Origin of the sequence: Paraferrimonas haliotis, assembly GCF_002282895.1 — a bacterium.
GTDB lineage: Bacteria > Pseudomonadota > Gammaproteobacteria > Enterobacterales > Shewanellaceae > Paraferrimonas > Paraferrimonas haliotis.
This window is the reverse complement of sequence record NZ_NRRB01000003.1, coordinates 103,920-117,180: the sequence shown is the minus strand read 5'-3', so window position 1 is coordinate 117,180 and position 13,261 is coordinate 103,920. Positions and strand designations below refer to the sequence as shown.

At 47.1% G+C, this 13,261-nt stretch carries 12 protein-coding genes; 7 read left to right on the top strand and 5 right to left on the bottom strand.

All coding sequences use genetic code 11. The features are described 5' to 3' along the window. Positions 1-53 precede the first annotated feature (53 nt). Positions 54-1,229 carry an MFS transporter gene (locus tag CLC91_RS07225; RefSeq protein ID WP_095500211.1) on the bottom strand — a complete coding sequence of 392 codons (1,176 nt, stop codon included), beginning with the start codon at positions 1,227-1,229 and terminating at the stop codon, positions 54-56. Between the two features lie 174 nt (positions 1,230-1,403). On the opposite strand from CLC91_RS07225, the gene CLC91_RS07220 reads away from it, so the two are divergent. The 6 genes from CLC91_RS07220 (at position 1,404) to CLC91_RS07195 (ending at position 7,251) form a co-directional block, all read left to right on the top strand. Further along, positions 1,404-1,904: a YgjV family protein gene (locus CLC91_RS07220; RefSeq protein ID WP_158220711.1), complete on the top strand. Its 501-nt coding sequence runs from the start codon at positions 1,404-1,406 to the stop codon at positions 1,902-1,904. A gap of 123 nt (positions 1,905-2,027) precedes the next feature. Next, positions 2,028-2,753: a DUF429 domain-containing protein gene (locus CLC91_RS07215; RefSeq protein WP_095500209.1), complete on the top strand. Its 726-nt coding sequence runs from the start codon at positions 2,028-2,030 to the stop codon at positions 2,751-2,753. Positions 2,754-2,762: 9 nt separating this feature from the next. Then, positions 2,763-3,320, top strand: coding sequence for an RNA polymerase sigma factor SigZ (gene sigZ, locus CLC91_RS07210; protein WP_095500208.1), 558 nt, complete (start codon positions 2,763-2,765; stop codon positions 3,318-3,320). Positions 3,321-3,395: 75 nt separating this feature from the next. Beyond that, positions 3,396-4,088 (top strand): glutathione S-transferase family protein, encoded by a 693-nt coding sequence (locus CLC91_RS07205; RefSeq protein ID WP_095500207.1) that lies wholly within the window; start codon positions 3,396-3,398, stop codon positions 4,086-4,088. A gap of 179 nt (positions 4,089-4,267) precedes the next feature. Then, positions 4,268-6,796 (top strand): choice-of-anchor D domain-containing protein, encoded by a 2,529-nt coding sequence (locus CLC91_RS07200; protein WP_095500206.1) that lies wholly within the window; start codon positions 4,268-4,270, stop codon positions 6,794-6,796. An 89-nt stretch (positions 6,797-6,885) separates the two neighbouring features. Beyond that, positions 6,886-7,251: a hypothetical protein gene (locus tag CLC91_RS07195; RefSeq protein WP_095498253.1), complete on the top strand. Its 366-nt coding sequence runs from the start codon at positions 6,886-6,888 to the stop codon at positions 7,249-7,251. Between the two features lie 54 nt (positions 7,252-7,305). Here the strand turns inward: CLC91_RS07195 and CLC91_RS07190 are convergent, their stop codons facing one another. Further along, positions 7,306-8,355, bottom strand: coding sequence for a zinc-binding alcohol dehydrogenase family protein (locus CLC91_RS07190; protein ID WP_095498252.1), 1,050 nt, complete (start codon positions 8,353-8,355; stop codon positions 7,306-7,308). 127 nt (positions 8,356-8,482) lie between these two features. Here CLC91_RS07190 and CLC91_RS07185 point away from each other — a divergent pair, with 127 nt between their 5' ends. Continuing rightward, positions 8,483-9,388, top strand: coding sequence for a LysR family transcriptional regulator (locus tag CLC91_RS07185; RefSeq protein ID WP_095498251.1), 906 nt, complete (start codon positions 8,483-8,485; stop codon positions 9,386-9,388). 37 nt (positions 9,389-9,425) lie between these two features. Here CLC91_RS07185 and CLC91_RS07180 read toward each other — a convergent pair whose 3' ends face one another. From CLC91_RS07180 to purN, 3 genes are all read right to left on the bottom strand, one after another. Further along, positions 9,426-10,598: a cystathionine beta-lyase gene (locus CLC91_RS07180; protein WP_095498250.1), complete on the bottom strand. Its 1,173-nt coding sequence runs from the start codon at positions 10,596-10,598 to the stop codon at positions 9,426-9,428. 216 nt (positions 10,599-10,814) lie between these two features. Continuing rightward, positions 10,815-12,479, bottom strand: coding sequence for an asparagine synthase B (asnB, locus tag CLC91_RS07175; protein WP_095500205.1), 1,665 nt, complete (start codon positions 12,477-12,479; stop codon positions 10,815-10,817). A 133-nt stretch (positions 12,480-12,612) separates the two neighbouring features. Beyond that, positions 12,613-13,260 (bottom strand): phosphoribosylglycinamide formyltransferase, encoded by a 648-nt coding sequence (gene purN / locus CLC91_RS07170; protein ID WP_095500204.1) that lies wholly within the window; start codon positions 13,258-13,260, stop codon positions 12,613-12,615. Position 13,261 lies beyond the last annotated feature (1 nt).

Sequence of the window (13,261 nt, the reverse complement as noted above, 5' to 3'; positions counted from 1 at the left end):
TCCTGCAAATGTGTAAAAAGGGCGTGGTATGGATACCATGCCCTTTTTGCATTCTAAGCGATAACGGCGTTAGATGTTGTGCGACTGAGCTGTATGGAAATGATCAATAGCAGGATGAAAAATAGCATGAGTGCAGCTGGGTTATTATGCGGGAAGAGCGGTACAACGGCGGAAAACACAGCCGTAGTTCCCCAACAAAGTGCGAATAAAAACGCATTGGCAACGCCAGCATTATGCTTAAAGGGCGCCAACCCAGTAGCCAAGAACAGTGGAAATAACATGCCCAAGGAAAAAATGAGCACCGCCATGGGAGCTACAAAGGCTTCCAGCGTAAGTCCGTTACTCACCTGATAGTCAATACCAATCACTAATGCCAAAATAGAAACGGTCATTGAAGCGATCACTTTACGTTGGATAGGAATGTGCAGAGTGAAGCGGTTAACCACATTTCCGAGTAACCAGCTACACCCTAATAATAGTGCGAGGTAACCGTATGCCACGGCGCTGTAACCCAGTGTTTTTTGTACCAGAAAAGGCGAATAGGTGTTAAATACCGGCAATACACTATAAAAAATGCCGCACAACAAAGCCGTTGTTAAAAACGCTTTATTTAGCAGCACCTGCTTACTTGTTTGTTGAACTTGTTGCCACTTAAGTGACTGACGTACAGGTAATGTTTCTTTAAAGAAAACAATCATTAAAACGCTGCCAATAGCTACCCACAGTGCCAGTGAAACGAAGATGGCCGACCAACCGAAATGGTTATCGATGTAGCCACCGATTAGCGGCGAGAAGGTGATGCCAACCGCGAACGATATGGTGATCCAATTCACCGCTTTCAGGTAGGCCTGCCCCTGATAAATGTCTCTAATGGTTGCGCGACCACCCACGGCCACAAGACTAACGGCAAGCCCTTGAATGAAGCGAATAGCAATCAAAACGTCAATAGACGGGGTAAAAGCAGCTAATAAAAGGCTTGCCGACAAGCTCACAGCCCCAATCACCATAGGTGTTTTGCGGCCAAATCTGTCAACAATGAAACCCGCGACTATTTGACCCAAGGAAAAACCAAACATAGCCGCGGCAAATGCCCACTGGGTGTGCGCCGGATTGGTTGACATCGCCCGTTGAATATCTGGCAGTGCCGGCACAATAATGTCTACCACAATGCCACCGAGGGCGATCATTTGGTACATCAATATAGCAAGGTTGCGACGAGAGTCATGCATTGTTTAAAACAAACCATAGAGTGTTCTACAACACAGCTTAATTGAATACCTTATAATTTATGTGTGTATGCGGAGTAGAGAAAGAACCTTTTGAGTCGAGTTGCTTAGTTGAGAGCTAGGCAACGGATTGGAGCGTCTAAATCAAGTACCATAGCGTTTTTTATGTCGCACTTAATGTCTCCATTTCTACTGTCTCAACTGCTGGTATTAGTCACCATCGTTTTAGAATGTGTGGCTATGCAGCTCAAACGCCCCAATCGGTTATTGCTGTTGTTGAGCATTAGCTGCCTGTTTAATGGATTTCATTTTTACCTTCTTGAACAACCAACAGCGGCCTATATCTTTTGGTTTTCCTCACTGCGCTTTTTAATTTGTGCCCGCTGGAAATACTCTTGGCTTGCCTACGTATCAATCGCAATCAGTAGTGCAATTTGTATGGCTACTTTTATTGGTGTGCTGAGCTTAATCGGATTGCTCGGCACCGTATTAATGACCTTAGGCTCGTTTCATAAAGACGATCAGACTATGCGTTTACTAATGACTTCAGGCTCATTTATTTGGCTTGTACACAACGTAATGCTGGGAACGCCGTTAGGCATGGTATTGGAATTAATATTTGTTGTCAGTGGTGTCATAGGCTGGTATCGGCTTCATTGCAAACCCTTTGTTCATTAAAGATAACCGAATTGCCATTACCCCTTTGGACTCACTTTGTGTTCACATATTCGCAATTAAAGGTTTTAAATGGCATTGATTTCCGGTAACTTTTTAGCATCTTTAATTCCCAAGGATGGATAAGTGAAACTCGTTGGAATCGATTTAGCCTGGCAGGGAGATAACAACCCCTCCGCAATCGCAGTAGGTGATCTTTCAAACGACACGTTAATCTTGCAGGCTGTTGAGCCGGCACTTTTTAGCCTTGAAGAGGTTTTGCGATACGTGCGCTCACTTCCAAAGGTGCGAGGGATTGCGGTAGATGCACCGTTAGTTATTAATAACGAAACGGGGCAAAGGCAATGTGAACGAGCGATTAATCGAGACTATGCCGATCGCAAAACCACCGCTACCAGTGCTAATTTAACCCTCTATCCAGATGCTCCTTCGGTTCAGTTATCTCGTGGTCTTGAAGTGGACGGCTTTAGCTTGTTTGACGGTCTGCGTTGGCAGGTAGAGTGTGCCCAAAGCCCAGCAATGATAGAATGTTTTGGATTAAGTGAACGTTTGCAATATAAGTCGGGCAAAGTGAATGATAAGAAAGTGGGACAAATTCGTCTTGCGGGTTATTTGCAGCGCCTCGAGCAATCACCGGTCTTAAAACTCGTTATCCCGCCCTTTTTTAAGAACAATCTAACTACTGAAAAAATTGCCAGCCTAAAAGGCAAAGCGCTCAAAGAGAATGAAGACGCACTCGGTGCCATTATGTGTCTGTACATAGCAGCCTTGTATGAAAAGCAAGTGCCTTCGAAGCTTTATGGAACGCCGAATGATGGTCATCTTTGGGTACCCACACAGGTGTGTCTATAATGATTGGGTATGACTGAGAAAACTCTATCATTTGAACAAGTGTGGAACGAGTATCGCCAAAGTTTGTGGGCCTTTTTAAACAGTAAGGTAAACAATCACGCCGATGCCGACGATCTGCTGCAAGATATTTTATTAAAAAGCTATGACAAACTATCTTCGTTAGAAGATATAACCCGCTTAAAACCTTGGCTATTTCAAATCGCAAACCATACGCTTGTTGATTACTATCGACGCCAAAAGAACCTCCATCACACGGATGATGTTGAACTCATAGCCCAGCTAGATGAGCCCTCAATAACTCACGAGTTAAGCCGTTGTATTGGCACTTTTCTAAAAGGCTTGCCTGAAGAGAGCGCTCAATTGCTGCAAGCGATTGACATTGAAGGCGTCTCTCAAAAAGAATATGCCCAGCAACATGGCATCCCATATTCCACCTTAAAATCACGGGTGCAAACCTCTCGCCAACAACTCAAACGCCTATACGAACACTGCTGCCGTTACGATTTAGACAGCAGCGGTCGCTTAATGGATTATCATCCTCGCAACAGTCAGTGTAAAAACTGCTAATTATTTTTAAGTTTTTTTCGTCTTTTTTATCGATGCTTCGTCTTATGGGTAAATGAACACGTAAGGTGAAACACAATGAAAATAGTCAGTTTTAAAATTTGTCCATTTGTACAACGGGTAACCGCGTTATTAGAAGCAAAAGGTATTGCTTACGATGTGGAATACATCAGTTTGTCTGATAAGCCGCAATGGTTTTTGGATGTCTCTCCAAACGGACAAGTTCCAGTGCTTATTACCGATAATGGCGCCGCCCTATTTGAGTCGGAAGCCATTGTTGAATATCTCGAAGAGGTATCTGACATCAAACACATGGGTGATTCTGCAGAGCAGCGAGCTTTAGCAAGAGCTTGGGGCTATTTAGCGGCTAAAACCTACTTACCTCAATGCGGTGCAATGAGTGCCAGCTCAAAGTCTTCATTGCAAGAGCGGCACGATAAGCTGCGGGTTACGCTTAATAAACTCGAGAAGGCACTGCCTGCAGAAGGCTTCTTTAGTGGGCAGAAGCTCGGTTGGGTTGATATTGCTTGGTTACCCATTTTGCATCGATTTGAGATCATTAAACGCTGCGCAGGCTTCGACTTCTTAGAAGGCTTTAGCAAGGTAACTGCGTGGCAGCAGCGACTGATGAAAACCGGCATTGCCGAGCAGTCGGTGGCGGATGATTTCGAGGAAAAATTTGTGGGATATTACTTGTCTAACAGCACCTACCTAGGGCAGTTACGTGGTGAGCGTTCGCTTGGTAAGTGTTGCGCTGCCAATTGCTGTTAAGCGCTTTTTCATCTGGCACCACCGTGCCTAAGCATCTGGTTCTATTCAAGGGTTAGGAAGTTGATATCCTGATGCTGAGGCACGTTAAAAACACGTGTTAAACACTTGCATTATCGTTCAACGGAACTTTGAACGAATGTCTATCGAAGGAAACTATTCGAATAACAAGTGGGTTAACTATGATAAAAATAACAACAATTGCGCTAACGGTTGCTGTATTGGTAAGCGCCTCTGCAGCCAACGCCGATACCATTGAAGATTTTGAAGACGGTAATTTTGATGGCTGGACAACCACAGGAACCGTCGCCATTAATAGCAATAAGGCCATTGGCAATTACTCCATGCGTTTAAAAGGTGGCGCGACGGCGCAACGCAGTTTTAATGCGGACGGCAGCGTCACCGTTCAGCTTGCTGCCACCAGTTTGGAAACCAATAACTTTTGCGATGTGTACGTATCGGAAGATGGGGTGAATTGGGGAGCGTCGTTGATTAACCTCAATAAAAATCAAGATAACGGCACTTTTTCTTCAGCGACTACCACCACCAACGGCGGAATGACCTACATTCGTTACGTTCAAACCGGCTCTGCCGCAGATTATTGCTACGCAGACGGCATCAGTATTATTGGTGCTGGAACCCCGCTTCCTACTGCAGAGCTTAGTGGTAACGGCAGTTTTGGCAGTGTCGTTATTGGTGAATCGGCGACCAAGTCGTTCTTGATATCGAACGCTGGTAACGCTGATCTGCAAATCAGTGCAATTAATGGGGTGAGCGCGCCCTTTAGCCTAATCAATAACAACTGCAGTAATGCCACTGTAAGCCCACAGCAAGCTTGCAGCTTTGATGTGAGCTTCGCGCCGACACAAGCGCAAACCTTTAACGCCAATATGCTGATCGTTAACAACGATGCTGATATATCACTGCCTTTGGTGGGCACGGGTGCCTCCGAAGTGATTGAGCCACCACAACCTTCTGGCGAATTACATCAGTTTAGTGGTAACGGTAACCTTGCTAGAAGCGAGCTGAGCTTGGCGGTATTAAACGGTAATAGCCTCAATATGATGGACTTTTCGCATTATTCTCACGGCACCTCTGAGCTTAATGCCGACTCGTCAAATGCCGCGGAGCCGAGTAATACCTTTCAAGGTCGGTTGGTGTTAAACAATGGCAACCCAACCACCATGAATTTTAATGAACGCACCTCAGGGCGTGGACAAGCAGGCAACTACAACAGCCCTGACGCCTTGCCCGCTTTTGATTTTGAATTCGTGCAGGTAGGCTCGCATATTATTCCGAAACAACGGGGACTCATCGTTAGTGGCAACATTGGCGCACCGGATTATCAGGATTGGAACTATATTTTGGAGCCGGGTAGGGTGTGGAACGAAACCTCGGACAATGGTTACAGTCGAGCGGCCATTCCTTTTGCTTTACAGGAAAATCAAGCCAATTGTACTCATACCGGCATTATTACCTTTGCCTTTAAAGATGATGGCAGCATCACTAATGCCGCGGTTCAGATTGGCGGTGAAACCTGTCTCTATTTTCAATACGATTTGTGGGGTTTGGTGGATGCTCAATACGTGCCAGCTAACGTAGCGGGTGCAACGGCGATTATTGCTGATTATGAAGCAGAAGTAGCTAGTCGCATTCCTACTAAAGCCATCAGTGAATTGGCGACGGATTACCCGAATGCCAATGTAAATGTGGCCAATATCGCCAGTGAGCAACAATCGGCACCGACGACTCACGGTGTTTATTACCAGGGTGTGCATTATGCTGCGACGTGCAGTACGCGTTATGGTGATTATCCATTTTGCGAAGTCATGAGTTTACCTTCCTATTCAACCGCGAAAACCGCGGTGGCTAACTTTGCCTTTGCATTGCTGACTCAGCAAGACAGTGCCGCAAGAAACATTATGGTTTCAAGCAATGTCAGCGAGTGTCAGGATAACATTAACGGTACCGACTCGATTTGGTCTGACGTATCGGTTGAAAATGCTTTGGACATGGCGACGGGTAACTATCGATTGTCTTCTTATGAGGGCGATGAGGGCAGCACCGCCGTGGTTAATGAGTTTTTCTTAACCTTTACTCATGATGATAAAATTGCTCACGCCTGCGAACGCTATATCCGCAAGTCGGCTCCTAATACTCATTTCTCTTATCACTCTTCGGATACTTACATTGCCGGTGTTGCAATGGACAACTATATCCAGGGTGATTTGTTCGACAAATTAGTGGATGAGGTTTATAAGCCGTTGAAATTGAGCCCGGTAACCTACACAACGGTTCGCACAGAAGGCAGCCCGAATGACCCGTATTGGAGTCACGGCATGACGTGGCACGCCGATGACATGGTTAAACTGGCGCTGCTGATCAACAACAATGGCGTGATTAACGGTCAACAGGTTCTGGATCCGAATATCATGGATGATATGAAATTGGTTGGAGGCGATTTAGGCCTTGAAACCTATGGTAGCGAGTCCACCTACATTAATGGGGTTTGGACATACGACATGGGACAGCGTTCATCAGCCTTATGCCCAGAAGGCTCGTGGGTGCCGTACATGTCAGGCTATGGTGGTATAGGCATTGTCATGTTCCCGAATGGCGCTGTTTATTACTACGTAAGCGACAGTGGAGCGTTTGCCTTTGGTGGCGCAGAAGCTGAGTTACATAAAATCAGTAATATTTGTGGTAACTAAATAGCACTGATTTATGTAAGTAAGATACACTCCTTTTAATAAAGATGCGGCTAAGTTTTGGTTGCGTCGGCATTAAAAGGAGTTATTCTTTGAAAAAGCTGTTGATCATAGTGGCGTCGGTGCTGGCAAGCCTTGGGGTGGTGTACTTTGTTTATACAACCGACACTCCAGAAATACGAGTGGTCAACCTTACTCAGCACAGCGTTGAGCAAGTCATTGTCAACTTGCCCTCAAGCCGGGTTTCCTTTAGCGATATTCCATCTCAGTCGAACGTCAGTATTTTCTACTCAAAGATACAAGTGCCGGGCCAGTATCACTATTTGATCACGCTTAACCAAGGACAACAGCTAAGCGGAAGGTGCGGTCGGGTCCGTCCCCATGAACTGGGTAAGTTGTTGACTTTGATTGTTGAGCAGGATGGCCAAGTAACCTGTAAAGAGTCGAGCAAACTGTAAAACGGCCTGGCAACTTTTTGCTTAGGCCGTTTTTGCTGTTAGTAAGCGGCTTGTTTAAAACCCTTCGAGCACCAGTTTGCCCATGGCTTTGTTGGACTCCAAAAGCGCATGCGCTTTCTTTAGGTTTTCAGCGTTAATGCGTCCATAGTGCTCACCAAGGGTTGTTTGTAGAACATCTCCGTCGATAAGCTCTGCCACTCGGGTCAGTAGTTCATGCTGCTTTTGCATGTCCCAGGTCGAGAACATGGAACGGGTATACATGAATTCCCAATGCAGCGACAGCGACTTACGCTTTAACTTCTTGATGTCGATGTCTTGTTGCGGATCATCGATTAAGGCCAATTTGCCTTGGGGCGCTAACGCTTCTATCAGCTGATCTAAATGGTCATCGGTATGGGTTAAGCTGGCGACATGAGTGACCGAGCTTAAGCCGGCTTGCTGTAATTGCTCTAGCATGGGCTGGTGATGATTAATCACGATGTCGGCGCCTAATTCTTTAACCCAATCAGCCGTCTCTGGGCGAGAGGCGGTGGCTACTACCGTGGCGTCGGTTAACTTGGCTGCAAGTTGGGTTAAGATTGAGCCAACACCACCTGCGGCGCCTACAATGAGTATGACCGGTTTCGGCGCGCCAAGCTCTGCTGCTGAGTCGTTGTTGATTTCGCTCAATTGAGGGGTTAAGCCTAAGCGATCGAACAGCAATTCCCATGCGGTAATGGCGGTTAATGGCAGGGCTGCCGCTTCGGCGTTACTTAAGCTTGATGGAGCAACGGCGGCAATGCGCTCGTCAACCAGCTGATACTCGGCATTGGAGCCTGGGCGGGTTAAGTCACCGGCATACCATACTCTGTCACCGGCGTTAAACAGCTTCACTTCAGGGCCTACGGCCACGACTTCGCCAACCGCATCCCAACCGATGACTTTGTGCTGTCCAGCGTCAGCTGCAACATTGGCCCGAATCTTAGTGTCCACGGGGTTTACGGAAATCGCGGCAACTTTAACCAAGATATCTCGGCCTTGGGCTTGTGGTTGAGGCAAGTCAATGTCAACGAGGGAGTCGGTGTGTGAAATGGGTAAATTTTGCTGGTATCCGACGGCTTTCATAGAAATTCCTTTATGGTTAGTCTGCTAAGAATCATAGATTAGAAATTGAGTATGACGCTATTATTATTCAGTTGAACCGTGTTATAAATAGAGTAATACTCAATACTTAATCAAAATATTTTTGACAATGAACACAAGCGATTTGGCACTGTTCGTTCAAACTGCCGATAGTGGCAGTATCACTCGAGCCGCGCAGCAGTTAGATTTAACCACCGCCACCGCCAGTGCCGCGATTAAACGATTGGAAAAGCAACTGGGCACTGCCTTGTTTATTCGGTCAACTCGGCAATTGCGGTTAAGCGCCGAAGGTGAACGCTTTTTAATGTATTGTCGAAAAGCGCTGGCTAATCTGGACGAAGGCTTTAATGCCATCAATGCTTTAGAAGGCAAAGTTGCAGGCGAGTTACGGATATCGGTGCCTTCAGATTTAGGCAGAAACCTGTTTTTGAGCTGGATGGATGAAATCATGGAGGCGCATCCTGATCTCAGCATCAGTCTGGTTATTGGTGACTCCCTAGCAGACTTTTATCAAGACAGAATCGATTTAGCCATCCGCTATGGTCAGTTGCAGGACTCGAACATGGTGGCTTTTAAACTGGCCAACATTGATCGAATCTTATGCGCAGCGCCGAGCTATGTTGCTCGTTTTGGCATGCCGACCCATCCCAATGAATTATTGCAGCACAATTGCCTTCTCTTTGAAGTCAATGAGCGTCGATTTGATCTGTGGGAGTTGCATCAAGATGTTGGTGGACGAGTTGAACGCTTTAAAGTGAAGGTGATGGGTAATCGAAGCGCTAACGATGCCGATGTCGTGCATCGATGGGCGGTTTCTGGCAAAGGCATCGCATTTAAGGCTCGTTTAGATATGCTTAGCGACTTGAGAGACGGCAAGGTGGTCCGGTTACTGAGTAACTACTATGCACCGGCGGTTGATCTGCACCTTATGAGCCCAAGTCGCAAACAAGTCACGCCGGCGGTGTTGTTGTTGCGGGATATCTTAAGAGAAAAATTCCGCCAATTACTGGGCTAGCTTATCTAACCTAAGCAGCCCAGCGACGGCAGTGGCTTTAAGATACTGAGTTAAAACGGTCAAACGCCGCCTCTAAATCAGCGATTAAATCGCTCGGATCCTCAAGGCCGATATGAAGGCGTATCAGAGGGCCTTGCTGCTGCCATTGGGTGGCGGTTCTAAGGTTGACCACGCCATGATTGGCTAAAATTAAGCTTTCAAACCCACCCCAGCTGTACCCCATTTTAAAATGCTTAGTGCCATTAACCATGGCGTTGGTTGCCGCTTTGCTGCCTCTTTTAAGAACAAAACTGAACAGGCCGTTGCTGCCACTGAAGTCTCGTTCAAAGAAGCCATGGCCGGGGTTGCTGGCAAACGCCGGGTGGCGGAGGTGATCAACTTCTTCTCGGCTCGCGAGCCAGTTGGCGACTTCCAATGCATTTTGCTGATGTTGACGCATTCTTACCCCTAAAGTTCTCAGGCCACGCATGGCAAGGTAAGCATCGTCTGGCGATATGCAATAGCCTAGTAAGTAGCTTTGCTCCCGCAATTGCGGCCACAGCGCCTCGGTGGCTGACGCCGTTCCAAGCATGACATCGGAGTGGCCAACAATGTATTTGGTGGCAGCTTGAATACAAATGTCGACGCCGTGGGCTTTGGCATCAAATAACAAAGGGCTGGCCCAAGTGTTATCCAACATAACAATGATGTCGTGCTGCTTGGCCACTGCGACGATGGCGGGTAAATCCTGCACTTCCATAGTGACCGAGCCAGGTGATTCAGTAAAAATCACTTTGGTGTTTGGCTGGATGAGGGTTTCAATGTCAGCCCCTAACATGGGGTCGTAATAGGTGGTTGTTACGCCCATCTTTGCTAATAACTTATCGCATAAATCCCGAGTGGGTTCATAAGCACTGTCTACCATCAGTAAATGGTCACCCGCCTCCAAAAACGCCAGCAGGGCCCCGGCAATCGCTGCAGTACCGCAAGGGTAGAGCGCACAACCCGCGTAACCATCAAGTTCGTTAATGGCTTGCTGCAGAGCAAAGTGAGTATCGGTACCGCGGCGGCCATAAAACATCACCTTATTGGCCCGATTAAGGGTGGCGTGTTGCATCTCATCAGTATTGTTGAATACAACAGTTGATGCGCGCACTACTGGCGGATTAACTGTGTTTTTCGTCCATTTCTGCGAACGACCGGCAGTAACGATTTTAGTATCTATTTTCATAAGCAAAAACGCCAAGTAGCAAAAGATATAAGTTCGAGTTTATAAGAAGTTGCAGCGCTTAAACACAGCTAAAGTAGAAATAATTGCGTCAAAATGTCCCAAGGGGACGTACCCCGCTTATCCACAGGGGGTACGTCCCCATTTCGTAAAAAAGCGATGGGGTACGTCCCCAATGGCGGTTTATCCACAGGGGGTACGTCCCCAATAGACTAATGGCTAGTAGCCGTCGTTGTGGATGCTTTTGACTGCGCGACCTGAGGGGTCAGTGAGCTCGCTCAACGAGCTATCCCAAGCGAGAGCTTCGGGGGTCGAGCAGGCCACTGATTTGCCTCCGGGCACGCACTCGGCGGCACTGGGTTGCGGAAAGTGCTCTTCGAATAAGCTTCGATATAAGTAACCTTCTTTGGTATCGGGTGTATTGTGCGGGAACTTAAAGTGCGCGTTTTGCAGCTCTTGCTCAGACACCAATTGCGCTGCTTGTGTCTTAAGTCCATCGATCCATGAATAACCGACACCGTCGCTGAATTGTTCTTTTTGACGTTTAACAATGCTGTCGGGAAGCATATCAGCAAATGCATCCCGTAAGGCTTGCTTTTCAATGCGACCGTTTTTAATCATTTTGGCATCGGGGTTAAATTGCATCGCAATGTCGATAAATTCTTTATCGAGAAACGGCACCCTTGCTTCCAGTCCCCAAGCGGCCATCGCTTTATTTGCTCGAGCGCAGTCGAACATGTGCAGTTTGTCCAGTTTGCGCACGGTTTCTTGGTGAAACTCTTGTGCGTTGGGGGCTTTATGAAAATACAAGTAGCCGCCAAATAGCTCATCGGCGCCTTCGCCTGACAACACCATTTTAATGCCCATGGCCTTTATTTTGCGAGCCATTAGATACATAGGAGTTGACGCTCTAATGGTGGTCACGTCGTAGGTTTCTAGGTGATAAACCACATCTTTTAAGGCATCGAGGCCTTCTTGAAAGGTGAAGTGAATTTCATGGTGAACCGTATTCAAATGCTCAGCAACCTCACGCGCTGCGGCTAAATCCGGGGCACCCTTAAGGCCAACGGCAAAGCTGTGTAATTGCGGCCACCAAGCTTTTGATTGCTGGTCATCTTCAATGCGTTTATCGGCAAACTGTTTTGTGATGGCGGAAATGATGGAGGAGTCTAGGCCGCCGCTAAGCAATACGCCATAGGGTACATCGGACATCAGTTGCCGTTTTACTGCTTGCTTTAGGCCATCGGCCAGCTCTGATACATCGGCGGAGTTGTTGGCGACGTTTTCGAAATCCCGCCAATCCCTTTGATAGTAGGCTTGCGCTGAAGATTCTTTACTGTCGCGATAGTGTCCAGGCTTAAATTCATTGATGGTACGACAGACTGGGGTTAGGGCTTTCATTTCAGAGGCTACGTAAAAGTTTCCTTTTTCGTCGAAGCCGGTATACAAGGGAATGATGCCTATGTGATCCCGACCGATAACGAAACGGTCGGCCTTAATGTCATACAAAATAAAGGCGAAAATCCCGTTAAGCTTATCTAAGAAATCGACGCCATATTCCTGATACAGGCTAAGGATGACCTCACAATCTGAGTCGGTTTGGTATTGATATCGGTCTCCTAAAGATGCTTTTAGTTCTCGGTGGTTGTAGATTTCGCCATTAACCGCGAGCACCAAATCTCCGTCCTGGCTGTATAAGGGTTGCGCACCATTATTAATATCTACAATGGCTAAGCGTTCGTGCGCTAAGATGGCGCGATCGCCGGCGTAGATCCCTGACCAATCGGGACCACGATGGCGTAAGCGCTTGGACATCTCTAACGCAACTTGCCGTAATGCTTGAGGATCAGACTTAATGTCTAGGATGGAAAAAATTGAACACATGCGCTTAACTCCAACAACTGATATAGGCCTTAGGTTACTTTGCCAGCATATTGAACAAATGCCTAACAATTGCGCGTGAGTTTTACTCATAAAAAAACCACGCAATGCGTGGTTTTTATTGAACTGACGTCATTTAGTCGTCGTTGGCGTAGCCCTGTGAAGCTAACACCTGTCCATCCAACACCGCATGTCCACCTTGGTAGTGCAATCGACCTTGGCTTAGCCAGTGGACGACTAAGGGGTAGATGGTATGCTCTTGAGTGTGGACACGAGCGGCAAGTGACTCGATATCATCCTCGGCAAAAACCGGCACCTGTGCTTGCAGGATAATCGGCCCAGAATCCAGTTTCGGCGTTACAAAGTGAACGCTTGCACCGTGAATACTATCGCCGTTATCAATGGCCTTTTGATGTGTGTTAAGGCCTGGATATAACGGCAATAGCGATGGATGGATGTTCACCATCTTACCTAAGTTACGCTCAACAAAGGCATCGCTCAGTATGCGCATGAAACCGGCAAGAACAATGAAGTCCGCTTGACAGTCATCGAGTACCGCTTGCAAACGAGCGTCGTAACACTCCCGAGTTTCGCCTGGCTTCGCCTCAACGGTATGAGCAGGGATATGATGCTTAGCAGCTCGTTGCAATCCATAGGCATTGGCCTTATTGGCGATAACAGCAACCAGCTCAACATCAATATTGCCAATGGTATTTGCATCGATAATGGCCTGTAAGTTACTTCCGTGGCCTGAAATAAGCACCGCTATCCGTGCTGGCTTCATT

Excerpts from the sequence above, each read along its gene's own strand:
- sigZ (WP_095500208.1), top strand. The coding sequence starts at position 2,763 with ATGACTGAGAAAACTCTATCATTTGAACAAGTGTGGAACGAGTATCGC.
- CLC91_RS07205 (WP_095500207.1), top strand. The coding sequence starts at position 3,396 with ATGAAAATAGTCAGTTTTAAAATTTGTCCATTTGTACAACGGGTAACC.
- CLC91_RS07190 (WP_095498252.1), bottom strand. The coding sequence starts at position 8,355 with ATGAAAGCCGTCGGATACCAGCAAAATTTACCCATTTCACACACCGAC.
- purN (WP_095500204.1), bottom strand. The coding sequence starts at position 13,260 with ATGAAGCCAGCACGGATAGCGGTGCTTATTTCAGGCCACGGAAGTAAC.
- CLC91_RS07180 (WP_095498250.1), bottom strand. The coding sequence starts at position 10,598 with ATGAAAATAGATACTAAAATCGTTACTGCCGGTCGTTCGCAGAAATGG.
- CLC91_RS07220 (WP_158220711.1), top strand. The coding sequence starts at position 1,404 with ATGTCTCCATTTCTACTGTCTCAACTGCTGGTATTAGTCACCATCGTT.
- CLC91_RS07185 (WP_095498251.1), top strand. The coding sequence starts at position 8,483 with ATGAACACAAGCGATTTGGCACTGTTCGTTCAAACTGCCGATAGTGGC.
- CLC91_RS07200 (WP_095500206.1), top strand. The coding sequence starts at position 4,268 with ATGATAAAAATAACAACAATTGCGCTAACGGTTGCTGTATTGGTAAGC.
- CLC91_RS07225 (WP_095500211.1), bottom strand. The coding sequence starts at position 1,229 with ATGCATGACTCTCGTCGCAACCTTGCTATATTGATGTACCAAATGATC.
- asnB (WP_095500205.1), bottom strand. The coding sequence starts at position 12,479 with ATGTGTTCAATTTTTTCCATCCTAGACATTAAGTCTGATCCTCAAGCA.